The organism is Algoriphagus ratkowskyi (assembly GCF_002150505.1).
Lineage (GTDB): Bacteria > Bacteroidota > Bacteroidia > Cytophagales > Cyclobacteriaceae > Algoriphagus > Algoriphagus ratkowskyi.
The window spans coordinates 173,507-187,435 of sequence record NZ_MSSV01000002.1; the positions used below are offsets into that span (position 1 = coordinate 173,507).

At 39.6% G+C, this 13,929-nt stretch carries 8 protein-coding genes; 1 reads left to right on the top strand and 7 read right to left on the bottom strand.

Going from position 1 to position 13,929, the window contains the following annotated elements; genetic code table 11:
- Nucleotides 1-89: 89 nt before the first annotated feature.
- From BVH02_RS02470 to BVH02_RS02490, 5 genes are all read right to left on the bottom strand, one after another.
- Nucleotides 90-2,519, bottom strand: a complete 2,430-nt coding sequence (locus BVH02_RS02470) for an ABC transporter permease (protein WP_086498499.1) — start codon at nt 2,517-2,519, stop codon at nt 90-92.
- Nucleotides 2,520-2,762: 243 nt separating this feature from the next.
- Entirely contained in the window at nt 2,763-5,123 is a 2,361-nt protein-coding gene (locus BVH02_RS02475; RefSeq protein WP_086498501.1) for an ABC transporter permease, read from the bottom strand.
- Nucleotides 5,124-5,348: 225 nt separating this feature from the next.
- Nucleotides 5,349-6,281, bottom strand: a complete 933-nt coding sequence (locus BVH02_RS02480; protein ID WP_086498502.1) for a DUF4097 family beta strand repeat-containing protein — start codon at nt 6,279-6,281, stop codon at nt 5,349-5,351.
- Nucleotides 6,282-6,577: 296 nt separating this feature from the next.
- Nucleotides 6,578-7,597 (bottom strand): cytochrome d ubiquinol oxidase subunit II, encoded by a 1,020-nt coding sequence (locus BVH02_RS02485; RefSeq protein ID WP_086498504.1) that lies wholly within the window; start codon nt 7,595-7,597, stop codon nt 6,578-6,580.
- 9 nt (nt 7,598-7,606) lie between these two features.
- The gene (locus tag BVH02_RS02490; protein ID WP_086498505.1) at nt 7,607-8,938 is read right to left on the bottom strand and encodes a cytochrome ubiquinol oxidase subunit I; all 1,332 of its coding nucleotides are present in this window, start codon (nt 8,936-8,938) and stop codon (nt 7,607-7,609) included.
- 270 nt (nt 8,939-9,208) lie between these two features.
- Between BVH02_RS02490 and BVH02_RS02495 the strand changes: the two genes are divergently transcribed.
- Entirely contained in the window at nt 9,209-10,195 is a 987-nt protein-coding gene (locus tag BVH02_RS02495) for a bestrophin family protein (RefSeq protein WP_086498507.1), read from the top strand.
- Between the two features lie 384 nt (nt 10,196-10,579).
- On the opposite strand, the gene BVH02_RS02500 is transcribed toward BVH02_RS02495, so the two are convergent.
- Both BVH02_RS02500 and BVH02_RS02505 read right to left on the bottom strand, forming a co-directional pair.
- The gene (locus BVH02_RS02500; RefSeq protein WP_086498509.1) at nt 10,580-11,275 is read right to left on the bottom strand and encodes a head GIN domain-containing protein; all 696 of its coding nucleotides are present in this window, start codon (nt 11,273-11,275) and stop codon (nt 10,580-10,582) included.
- A gap of 216 nt (nt 11,276-11,491) precedes the next feature.
- A complete protein-coding gene (locus tag BVH02_RS02505) occupies nt 11,492-13,918 on the bottom strand; it encodes an ABC transporter permease (RefSeq protein ID WP_086498510.1) in 2,427 nt (808 codons plus the stop codon).
- Between the last annotated feature and the right edge of the window lie 11 nt (nt 13,919-13,929).

The following is a 13,929-nucleotide window of genomic DNA, read 5'->3' on the forward strand; positions in this document are numbered from 1 at the left end:
TTTGACTAACTCTTGAAAAGGGCTTTTGGTCTGCAACCCAGTAGAGAAACTAAGATTTCTGGGCAGCATTAGTTGATATCACAAAGCGATTAATCTTTCATGATACTATCTATCGGATTTGCGTTTGCGGCATTGATAGTTTTGTAGATCACCGTGACCATACTTACCATAATCGTAATCACCGCCGAGCTAATCAGTAAGAAATTGGTATTGTCGATTTTAGATGCAAATCCGGAAAGCCAGGAATCCATCGCGAAATAGGCAAGCGGAGCTCCTATAAAAACCGAAACCGCAACCAAAACGATAAACTCTTTAGAGAGCAATTGCGTCAATTCGGAAACTGAAGCTCCCAAGACTTTACGCACGCCAATTTCCTTGGTACGCTGATCCAAACTAAAGGAAACCAATCCCCATATTCCCAATAGACTTATCAAAACAGCAAGGCTAGTGAACGTGTAAGCTACTTTTTTGAGACGAATTTCCTCTTGATATACCTTAGTCATCTCATCATCCAAAAACGAATATTCAAAGGGAACACCCGGATTGATTGCCAGCCAATTTTCTTCGATAGCCTGTAATACTTCCGTAGGACTCTCCGCATTAAAACTCACTACTGCATTAGACAGCTCTGTGTCATAAAATGTCGCCACCGGTTGAATCTCACTTTTTAGCGAAAGGAAATTGTAATCTTGTATCACCCCTACAATCTCATATGCTGGACTAACTCCTCCATCTGGGTTCCAAGGCTCAAAAAGCGCTCCTAACGCCTCTTCTTGGGCGATTCCAAAGTGTTTCAAGAATGTCTCATTCACCACCATTTGGGTGCTGTCATTTTCATTAATTGTTCGACCTACCAGTAGTTTGATTTCCATGGTTTCGAAGAAATTCTCTCTAGTCCTATTTATATGAACAATTTTCCCATCACTTACGGAAGTGCCCTTTCTGAACATTTTATTGTCATGCAAAATATTTTGAGAAGGATAGAATTGACAGGCCGTCACTGAGTTGACCTGAGAAAGCGCTTCAAATTGAGTCTTGAGAGTGGTGTAATTGGCAGATACTGAGGCAGTTTTAAGAGGTATCACCAATTTCTGATTCTTGGAGAATCCTGCGTCTTTTTCATTTAAGTGTGATAACTGCTCCGAAACTACAGTTACTGCATAAATCAAAAGGAATACCATCGCAAACTGGAAGACCACCAGACCATTTCGAAGCGAGAAAGGAGATCTGGAGGACTGGCTTTTGACCTTAAATATCTTATTCACATTGACCATGCCTAGATAAAATGCCGGGTAAGCGCCTGAAATAATTCCGGTCGAAAATCCCACCAACAAGATTGAAATAAACATATTCAAGGATAGTACATCTCTAGTCACCAGCGAACTGTCAAATAATTGATTCAGGTAAGGAAGTGAACCAATCAAAATTGGAACGGCGAAAAGTACCGCAAGCAAAGAAAAGAAGATCGATTCGATTACAAATTGAAGCATCAGCGATCTACTCGAAGCTCCATTCACTTTCCTAACCCCTATTTCTTTTGCCCGGCGCATCCCCTGCGCTGTAGTCAAATTGATGTAATTAATACAAGCCATCAACTGTATAAAAAACCCAATTGCAATCAGAATATATAAATAGTTGATGTCTGAGACTTTACTCAATGGAAAACTATAGTTGGCAGATTTAAGATTCAAATCTTTGATCGGAAACAGGCCTAATTTCTTATCCATATTGGCAGATTTTAGCTGCTCTCCTCCGTGACTTTCCAAGAAATTAGGAAGTTTCTTTACTACATCATCTAGGTTGGTTTGTGGGCTAAGTTGAACGTATGTATGTACAAAATTATTCCCCGCCCATCCGTCATTATTCAACACAAAGTTCCCAAATCCAGTACTTGACATACTGAGAATAAAATTTGGATTCAAATGAGTATCACCCATATTCTCATCAAAAACTCCGGTTACTTTCATAGAAAGATCATCATCTTCACTGGTAAGCTGGACTTGTTTTCCAAGTGCAGAATTACCTTCACCGAAGAGCTTTGATGCGAGTTCTGAAGAAAGAACCAAGCTTCTCGGTTCTTTTAAAGCTGTTTTTGAATTCCCTTCCAGCATCGAGAAACTGAACAACTCAAAAAATGTAGAATCCACCATATAACTATTGGATTCAAAAAACGCCTTATCAGAGCCTTCGGGTTTCATTAGATATTCCCCACCCAATCCTACCACTCTTGCTTGTCGGGTAACCTCTTCAAAATCCTCTGCTAACGCCGGCCCGATTGCTGGACTGGCCGAAATAAAATGAGAATCAGGAAACTCACCATGGTTATTGATGTACGTAGTGACCTTATAGATATTTTCGAAGTGGTCAAACTGCTTCTCAAATCCAAATTGCGACTGGACGTAAAGAAGAATCGCCAAACTGCAGACTGTTCCAGCTGTCAGTCCAACCAGATTAATGAGCCCAAAAGATTTGAGGTTTCTGAAATTTCTCCAGGCAATTTTGATGTAGTTTTTGAACATTTTGTGAAGATTGAAATATTGGAAAATTGGAAGACTGGAAGATTAGGCGTTCAGAAGTTGGAAAGTTGAAAGATGGTAAAGTGGTAAAGTGGTAAAGTTGTAAGATGGATATATGTCTGACTGAGCGTAGTCGAAGTCTTTTTCACTACGAATTTTTTTACTCTAATCTTCTTCTTATATCTAGTCTCTTGGTTCCTAATTCTTGATTCTAAAATCTTATGTCTTGTTAATTAATACTTGTCATTACTCGCTCTTCAGCGTCCTAGCAGGATTTGTCAAAGCTGCTTTGATCGATTGGAAACCTACAGTAGATACAGCGATAAGCATAGTGACTATTCCAGTGGCGACAAACACCCACCATTCTATCCCAACATTATACTGATAGTCCTGAAGCCATTTATCCATAATGTACCAAGCAACGGGGATTGACAGAAAAAAAGCTATACCAACAAGCTTTAGAAAATCTTTGGAGAGTAATAAAGAAATACTACCAACACTCGCTCCTAAGACTTTACGAACGCCAATTTCTTTTAAGCGATTAGCTGCCATGTAGGTTGAAAGGCCAAATAATCCCAAACAAGAAATGACAATAGTTAGAATAGTAAAGACTATAGACAACTTGGCCGTCCTGGCCGTGTCATCAAATTTCTTGGCATATTGTTCATCTGCAAAGTGGTATTCAAAAGGAAAATTCGGGTTGAATTCTTCAAAAACTCCCTGAATAGAGGCTAGATTTTCTACAACTGGCTGATTTGGATTGAGACGGATATGCAGGTAACTGTACCAAGATGCTGGCCCAAAAACCATCAAAGGATTCACTGGATCATAAGGCGACTCGAAAATAAAATCTTCGATAATCCCTACAACTGTGTAATCATCTTCTCCATCATGAACTATTTGACCAACGGGATTTTCCAATCGCATTTTCCTTATTGCTGTCTCATTCAATAAAATGGCAGTAGAATCACTTGCAAATTCATAGATGTCAATATCTCGACCTTCAACCAAATTAGTCCCCATCACTTTCATGAAATCAGCATCTGAACTGAATCGAACGAAATCTAGCTTCTCGTCTTCAGGGGTACTCCCTTCCCAAGAATATCCCCACCCATCACTATAACGCTGCGTAATAGGACTCATAGATTTGGTTAATGCAACAGTTGACCCACTATTGAGCAGGGATTGTTTAATGGCATCATAATGCTTTTCTATATCTCCCTGCATGTTGATATAGATTAAGTTATCCTGATTATAGCCTAGCTCACGATTTTGAGCATGACTGATTTGTCGCTGAATAATTATTGTAGAGACAATCAGTACGATCGCGAAGCTGAATTGCAGAACAACCAATATTTTTCTCGGATTGACAGCTGAGGCAGCTGATCGAAAAGTACCTTTCAACACATTAACTGGACTGAATGAAGAGAGAAAAAATGCTGGATAGCTTCCTGCCAAAATACCTGTAAGGAGTATAAACCCAATTAACTGTATCCAGAAAATCAAATCCTTATATGGCAGATATAGCTGCTTTCCTATTAATGTATTAAAGGAAGGAAGCGCGAGTTGGACAAAAAGCAAGGCAAAAACTCCCGCAATTAATGCGATGAGTGTACTTTCTCCAATAAACTGTGCGATTAGAGATGATTTACTAGCTCCCACTACTTTTCTCAAACCTACTTCCTTAGCTCTCTTTTCACTCCTCGCAGTGCTCAGATTCATAAAGTTGATACAAGCAATGATTAAAATAAAAAGTGCGATAAACCCAAACATACGGACAGTAACAATACTTCCTCCCACGAGTTGTCCATTCTCACTTTTTCCATATAAGTGAATTTGTGATAAAGGATAGCTAAATACATCTGCAGTATTCTCACCATTAGTATGTTCCTTAGTGACATTTACCACCTTTTCATTAAAGGCCTCATGGGAGGCATTTTCGGATAGCAACACATAATTCTCGACGGAGTTGTTTCCCCAATATTCATCGTCCCACCCGAGTTTTTTCATGTAGGCCCACGAAACAAAGTAGTCTGATTGGAAGCGGGTATTATTTGGCAAACTCTCTAGTACTGCGGTCACCGTAAAAATATCTGTACTGTCAATTTTGACCGTCTGGCCCACAGCCATTTCTGTACCGAACAGCTTTTTGGCAAAATCTTCAGTGACCACCATGTTATATGGATCTTCCAAAGCCGTAGAACTATTGCCGTGCAGCACAGGAAAATCAAATACTAACAAAAAATCAGGATCAATGAAAGAACCTGATTCATTCATTTTTTTATCACCTACTGTGAAAAGGAAATCAGCATCGTTAATCCGAACAGCCTGCTCCACTTCTGGATAATCCTTTTCTAATGTAGGGCCAAGTACCTTTGGAGTAGTACCCCATGCCCATAGCTCACCGCTAAACGTATCCCGATTGTACATTCTATAGATCCTGTCTGACTTGGGATGCTCCCTATCCATGCTCGTTTCGTTCTGTATCCACAGCAAAATGAGAATAGCCGAAGCCATACCAATACCTAAGCCACCGATGTTGATAAAAGCGTAGCTTTTGCTTCTGACGATATTTCTCCAGGCAATTTTGATGTAGTTTTTGAGCATTTTGTGAAGATTGAAATATTGGAAATTGGAAGACTGGAAGATTAGGCGTTCAGAAGTTGGAAAGTTGAAAGGTGGTAAAGTTTTAAGGTTGCTGTTTCTCCAGTTCTTAGATCATTATTGATATTTTAACTTATCGCAGGTCTTTTATCCTTTTTCTTGATTCTTGATTCTAGCATCTTGAATCTTATGTCTTGATACTTATGTCTTGCTACTTAATACTCTCTTTTAATTAAACTCCAGATTGATACTTCCTCCGGAACTTTGTATAGTCACCGGATTGCCACCTCCGTTGATTTTACCTAGAATTCGGTCTTTCTTTACTTCTCCGCTGAAATTGGAAAGTCTGGAATTCACTCTTCCTCCACTTAGATCAAGATTTAATCCCAACCCCTCAGGAACTACCGCTGTGATGCTTCCACCACTAGATTTCATGGTTAGCTCTTTTTCTACATTAGAAAGCTGGGCTCTGATAGATCCTCCGCTGGTATTGGCAGAGATGCTTCCGCTGATTTCTTCCAAATTCACACTTCCTCCTGAGGTACTCACATTCAAATCACCTGTAAGCTTATTCACTTTCACTGACCCACCACTGCTCTGAACATCTACATTTCCCTTGAAATTCTCAACTCTTAGTGATCCTCCTGAACTATGTGTATCCACATATCCACTGCTGTTTGAGACCTGAATACTTCCTCCACTTGTAGCGATTTCCTGATTTCCGTTTATTCCATCCAATGAAATCGATCCTCCACTGGATTGGAATTTGGAGGACATTTCCTCAGGCACCTGGATTTTGAAAGACAGATTCAATTTACTCCTCCCGCTGTTGTTTTTCTTTTTTACAATCAAAGCGATTGTATTTCCATTCTGACTGATGTCAAGGGTATAATTTTCCAATTCCCTTTCTACATCTGCATTTTCCGTTTCGACTTCTCTTCCGTCGTATTTCACATACATGTCTACGACCACTTGATTTCCTCTTCCACCAGTCACAGAGAATGAGGACCCAGAAGTTTCTACTTTGAGGTTACCAGCACCATTCAGTGTAAATTGCTTAGTGAGGTAAGGATCAGCTTTGAAATCAGATGCAAAGGCTGAAAATTGCAAAGATAGAAGAGCTGAGACTAAAAAGGCAGAGACTAAATTCGAGAATTTCATAGATGGAATGTATAGATTCACCGTTTTCGGCTAACCTATTATTTCCATTTGTATGCCATTAAAAAAACAGAGGATTTTCGTTAGAAATGCTTTTTTAGCATTTTGAGACGGTATATCTCGGACAGTTTTGTTCGCTGGTGGGCAATATTAACTTAGATGAATGTGGCATAATTTTAAGATTATAAAGAGTCCACAGTCTTTGGTTATCCTCATTCTCTTACATTATATCTTAAGTCCCACATCTTTGGTCTAGACTAGCTAAACTTACTAGTTAACTAAAAATAGTCCCTACCAACTCAAGCATTCTTTTCCACCTCATTGCCACTCTGGAAACTATATAATAAGTAGAAAAGCGAAGGAAGAATGAATACACTTCCGATCATCAAGGCCCAAGCTAAGGTGGTAATTGATTTGCCCGTTGCAGAAGAATTGAATACGGATAAGTTCTCGCCTGATTTTAAAATAATCAGATCTGGAAAATAGTGATATCCAAAAGCAGAAAGAATCGCTGCAACCACAAAACCACTTAAGAGTCTAACCAATATTTTATTTCCATTCTTCAAGTTCAACCAAAGTAAGGCAATTGCCAAAGTTGCCAGCACCAATATCCCAATTGTAATCCACTCTGTAAAAAGCAATCCTACTAGTGGCACCTCATCGATAATTGAAGCCCCAAAAACAAAGCCTCCTGCTAAAACCACAAACACGATAAATAATTTTGCTTTTTTTATTACAAAAGATTTTACTTCAGGCCTTTTTGCTTCGCCAACCAAAAAAACAGACGCTAAAAATCCACAGATAGCAATTGTGAAGATACCTACAGAGATGCTAAAAAGGTTGAACCAAGGATGTATATATGCTTCATAGAAACTTTTGGCTTCAGGATCTATCTGTCCTCCAACAGCTGCTCCAAAAATTAGCCCAAGAAAAAATGGCGTGATAAAACTGGAATAGGTAAAAACAAAATTATATACTTTCTGCATATCATCCTTATAGGCATCATAATGTCTAAATACGAACGCTGTTCCCCTTCCAATGATCCCAATTAGCATGAGTGCCAACGGAATATGCAAATGCACAGAAAGTGTAGTGTAAATCGGCGGAAAACCGACAAAAAGTATCACAATGGCAATTATCAGCCACATGTGATTGGCTTCCCAAATCGGCCCGATAGTTTTATAAGTAGTATCCCTCAGTTGATCCCTCATCGATGCGGGAGTAAACATTTCAAGAATCCCTGCACCAAAATCAGCACCACCTAAAATGACATACATTAACAACGAGAGTCCAAGAAATATGATAACGACGTATAGCATAATTTCGAATTAAGATTCACTTGATGTATGAGTATTATTTTTTAAAGATTCAGGCACCGCTTTAATTTGTCTATAGAGCAAGAATGACACTATTGCAGCAAGTGAAACATAAATGGCAGTAAAAATGAAAAATGAATACTGAATACCAGGAATTGGGGTCACAGCATCTTTGGTGAGCATTATTTCATAAATTATCCATGGCTGTCTCCCAACTTCGGTCACAGTCCATCCAGCTTCTAGCGCAATAAATCCCAAAGGAGTCGCAATGACAAACAACCATAGAAACCATCGCTTTACTTGCCAGTTTTTCTTTTTCCAAAGGGAAATGAAATACAATAAGCTCAAGGAAACCAATACCATCCCCAGACCTACCATGATCTGAAAAGCATAATGCACTATCGCGACAGGTGGATGATGCTCTTCAGGGAACTGATCTAAACCAATTACTTCAGCCTCAAAATCGCCATGAGCAAGAAAACTTAAGGCACCGGGAATTTTAATAGCATAGTTCACTTCCTTGGCCTCTACATCAGGAATCCCTCCAATGATCAGTGGTGCGGCTTTGCTAGTCTCAAAGTGAGCTTCCATTGCTGCCAGTTTCGCGGGCTGTCGTACAGCAATATCTTTTGCTGAAATATCTCCAGAAATAGGTTGAAGTAAAGCAGCAACTGCTCCAAAAAATATGGCGATAGTAAAGGCTTTACGATGAAATTCAATATTCTGTCCCTTCAGCATCATGTACGCATGAATTCCTGCCACTGCAAATCCTGTAGAGACAAAAGCTGCTAAAGACATATGCAATGCCTGAGTAAACCAAGCATCATTAAACATCGCAGCGATAGGATCTATATTCAGAAATTTCCCGTCTACATAATCAAATCCACTTGGGCTGTTCATCCAACCATTTGCAGCGACTACTAATATCCCTGATGCTAATCCGCTCACCCCTATCACTACTCCGGTAAACCAATGAAACCAAGGTTTGAATTTACCCCAACCGTAAAGGAAGAAGCCTAAAGCAATCGCTTCAATAAAAAAAGCCGTTCCTTCTAATGAAAATGGCATCCCGAAGATCGGACCTGCATGAAGCATGAACTCGGGCCAGAGTAATCCGAGTTCGAAAGAAAGCATAGTCCCTGAAACCGCCCCAGTCACAAAGAATATAGCCACTCCTTTACTCCAAGCCTTGGTCAAATCCAGGTAGAGCGGATTGTTTGTTTTCAGGTATTTGTAATGAGAGGTCGCCATGAAAAAAGGCATTACCATACCAATACATGCGAAAATAATATGGAAAGCCATAGAAAGAGCCATCTGAGATCGAGCGGCTAAAAGATCTTCCATAGGGTAATTTCGGTTAGAGTTCTGAAGGAAAAACCTCCTTAAAAATTGAGTTTACTTATCCAGTCTTTGACGATTTTACGGTCAGATTAGTTCGTTAAAAATCTCAATAATTTTTTAAATTTTCATTTTTAACGAGACTGCATTTAATAATTCGCATTCCATTATTTATATCTCCCCAACACCAGAGTCCAATCCAATTGATCTAAAATCAATTGGATTGCAGTGGATAATATTAGTATCTTTTTATTATTAAAATAAAAACCAATTTTTATGTATGTAAAGCGGTATTACAGTTTTTGGATGACTATACGCTGGTCCAAATACTCACTTATCTATGGAGTTCTGTACTCTTCTGTAATAATTATTCTTTACGAGATAACCAAAATCCCTTTTTCTCTTCCATGGGAACCGATTTCAGTAATAGGTATAGCTGTTGCGTTTTTCTTGGGTTTTAAGAATAACAGTTCCTACGATAGAACATGGGAAGCAAGAAAAATCTGGGGAGCGATAGTAAATGATAGTCGGATTTTCGCAACTGGAATCCTCAGTTTCCCTAACTCAGATTTACCTTTTGAAAGTAAAAGAAAAATTGTACACAGACATCTAGCGTGGGTTTTGGCACTCAAGCATACCATGCGAAGAGAAAAAACGTGGGAGCACAACCTACCCGTACATAAGCTGCAATTCATACCTAGATTCATTAAGGAGTATTCTGATGGAATGAACGTTGAAATCGAAAAGTACCTCTCTCAAGAAGAACTGGAAAATTTAAAAAATCTGTCCAATATCCCTTCTCAATTACTCAAAAATCAAAGCAATGAAATAGGTTTGCTAAACAAGCAACAATTCATCAGCGACCATAAGCTGGTACGCCTTCATGAAATAGTTGGGGATCTATACGCCAATCAAGGCATGAGTGAGCGGATCAAAAACTTCCCATTTCCTAGGCAATACGCTTCCACTGGTCTATGGATCACATATATCTTTTGCGGGCTGATTCCTTTTGGATTGCTGGACATCTTCGCAGAGTCTAGCGCATTGCATTATTGGCTAACAATTCCTTTTTCAGCTATTATAATTTGGACGTTTTTCGTTGTGGATAGAATTGGTGATTATTCAGAAAACCCATTTGAAGGCGGCTATAATGATGTTCCAATTTCATCAATCTCACGTGCCATTGAAATCGATCTTCTGGAAATGCTAGAGGAAGAAAACATCCCAGCCCCATATGAGATTGAGAATGGCTTTTTGATGTAGAGGGCTTATTACCTTATCTGCAATGATGCCATTAACATTGCATTCTTCGGTGAAATGGCTGGAAGGCCTCCCGGTAGTTCTCAAGAGAAGGGTGACCGAAGTTGCCTTAATTTTTGCTTGATTTTTTACAAATCCAATGACGCTCTTGCCCATGTCTGGTAAAAGAGCGGAATTAATAAAAGAAAATTTTGAGCGAAAAAATGTGCAGAAAACAACTACGTTCGAGGCTTAGAAATCTCATAGGTCATTTCAATCACAGCGTCCTCTTCGAATCCCGATGACCATTGGGACTCCGTGAACTTTTCGGTTAAAAATTCTCACAAAAAAAATCTCTCAAACAGACGCTTGAGAGATTATATCCCTACGTTTAGAAAAGGCTACCTCTTATCTTTTTCTGATACTGCTTGACCCGGAAGTTTTAATATTCCCTAATTGTGGAGAACCAGTGTATGTGACGTCTCCAGATCCTGAGGCACTAACAGATACTTTTCCCAGATCACCAACATGTGTATCTCCAGATCCTGATTTGGCTACGGTTAATTCTCTGATGGCTAGGTTCTCCCCATGAAAATCACCCGAACCAGACTGCTTGATTTCAGCTTCCTCCACAGATCCTCCTTTGATTTTCATATCAGCAGACCCGGAAATAGAAACAGATAATTCTTCCGCTTCAAGCTTTTCCATTATAATATCTCCTGAACCAGATAGTCCAGCATAAAAGGCTCTAGTCTTTACTGGAGATGTCACTTCCATCGTTCCTGAGCCTGAGCATTTCACTCCTTCAATATCCTTGTAAGTGATGTAGAATTTCAATTTGACATTGTTATAGTTTCCTTTTACCAAGCCTACATTTAGCACGCCTCCATCTATTTCGGTCTTGACTTTGTCAAGAGAAACTCCCCGTGCTTCGATTCTTATTTCTTCTTTGTCTCCTTGTTCCAAAATCACTTCCCAGCTTCCACCGGAATGCACTTTTGTGAAATGGCCTGGAGTTCTGGTTTCAGTAGATTGTGCTTGTACACACGATGCCATCCCTAATACGACCAAGGCAAATGCTAGAATTTTTGTATAGATTTTCATTTTTGAATAATTGAAAGATTGAAATATTTGAAAATTTAGTAACTGGAAAATTGAAAGGTTGAAAAGCAGAAAGTTCTAAACATGCCAGCAATTCAGTTTTCATCTATGAGATGCTGTCTGGATCTGAAAGATTGCACTCTCAGACATTAATTCTTCACTCTCCACTCTTGATACTTGCTATTTTGTACTTAATTCTTTTGCCTCAGAACTTACTAATCACTCACTCTTGATACTTTTCACCGGATCAGACCAAGCAGCTCTCAAAGCCTGAGAAATCACAGTGAGTGCTGCAATAGTTCCAGCTATCAAACCAGCCCAAAGAAATACGGTCCAGCTGATGCCTATAGAATAGGCAAAGTCCCCTAGCCAGCTAGTCATCCCAAACCAAGAAATCGGAATGGCAATTAAAAACCCAAGTAGAACAAGCTTTAAGAAGTCTTTTCCTAACAAAATCAAGATACTGGAAGTCTCTGCTCCCATTACTTTGCGGATTCCTATTTCACGTGTACGCTGTGCTGTAGCGAAAGTAACCAATCCAAGTAGTCCCAAAATAGAGATCACTACTGCAAGAGCCGAGAAGAAAGTGAAGATCGTTTTGACCCGCTCCTCTGCTTCGTACTGCTCATTAAATCCTTGATCTACAAATCTAGGCTCAAAAGGAAAACCTGGTCTGAGTACTGCCCATTCATCTCTCAAGTAGGCGATTGCTTCTTCGCGGCTCTCTGCATCAATCTTAATGCTCATTACATTATTTCCATTGGTCCCGATTTCAAACAAGAGAGGAACGATAGGCTGGTGTAGGTTTTCAAAGTGAAAATCTTTCATCACTCCAGTCACAAAGCCTCTTTTGGCCCCATAGTGAAACTGCTTACCAATAGCCACTTCAGGACTTTCAAAACCTATTTCTCGTATAGCTGTTTCATTCAGAATAAATGCTTCTGTAGAATCACTCGCTCGGAGCACATCGAAATCTCTACCTGCTACTAGTGGTATCCCGTAGGTTTTGAGAAAATTATGACTGACGTCAATATCTGCAATTCGAATTTCAAGCTGCGTAAGTTCTCCGTCGATTTCGACCGAACTTCCCTGATTATCCAGCAGTCTTCCTGAAGGTGCCCTACTAGATACGGTGACCGCTTGGATTCCAGGGTGATTTTCTAAACGGTCTTTAATGATGTTATAATTTTGTTCTATGGATGGGCTTGTCGGCAGAAGTACAATATCCTCCTTTTCGAAACCTAGATCTTTGCTTTGCATAAAATCCAGTTGATTCACCACCACTAGCACCGCCACAATCAACACAACTGAAATCGCAAACTGACCGATAACCAATATAGCACGAAAACGCTCGTGGCTCTTACCTGCTTTAAATACTCCTTTGAGAACTTTTCCGGGCTGGAAACCAGAGAGAAACAGAGCCGGGTAGCTTCCAGAAATCAATCCAACTATTATAATCAAACCGAATATCCCCAGTAGAAACTCAGGGTTCTTAATAAAATTAAGACTTAACTGTTTATCCGAAAAATCAGAGAATATAGGGAGAAATAAATAGACTAATAGCAGGGCAATCCCCATAGAGATGGTAGTGAGCATAAAGGACTCCCCCATAAACTGTTTGATCAAGCTGGTTTTATCAGCTCCCATCACTTTGCGCAAGCCCACCTCCAAGGACCTCAAAGATGACCGAGCTGTAGAGAGATTCATGAAATTAATACAAGCAATCAGGAGGATAAATAATGCAACGGCGAGATATATATACACATAAGCAATGTCACCATTTGCTTCGATCTCGGTATCCAGATTAGAATAAAGATGGATATCTTTCAGGGGCCAGAGGTACAATTTTGTTCCTTCGGACATTGGAGTTCCAGCTTGGGTTTCTCCCATGTATTTATCAATAAGGTTCGGAAGTTTTCCTTCAAAAGCCAATCGATCAACACCTTCATTTAACCTCAAGTAGGTAGAAAAACTATTACTTCCATAATTGTTCATAAAAGCGTCAGGCCCGCCATAGAACATCACCACAGGCATCATTGATGCGAAAAAAGTAGGATGAAAATGAGAATTATCAGGAAAATCTTCGAATACCCCACGCACTTGAAAAGTAATTTGCTGACCGCTTAACTCTATCAACAATTCTTCTCCTAGTGGTGAATTTTTTCCGAAATATTTGATCGCAGATGATTTAGAAATCATCAGGCCATCATTTTGACTCAATCCGTTTTTGACATCCCCCTCCAAAATTTTAATCGAAAAAATGTCAAAAATTTCAGGATCGGCAAATGTAAAGTGATCTTCGATAAATTTGGTATCGCCCTTAGTCACCAATGGATTTGCTTCCATCATTCTAGCAGAAAAAGCAACTTCATCTGGATACTCAGATTTGATCAGAGGACCAAAAGGTGGTGCCGTATGACCTAGGTGAAGACTGGTTTCTCCATCGGGGTTGAACCAAGCTCGCGAAACTCGAACAATACGATCGGCATTTTCATGATAGTTATCGTAGCTGAACTCATGCTGTACAAACAAAAATATCAACATGCTCACAGCCATTCCTACTGCCAACCCAGACACATTAATAAACATGTAGAGCGGGTTTTTCCGAGTATTTCGGATCAGTATCTTAAAGTAGTTTTTGAGCATGGTTCCTTGGT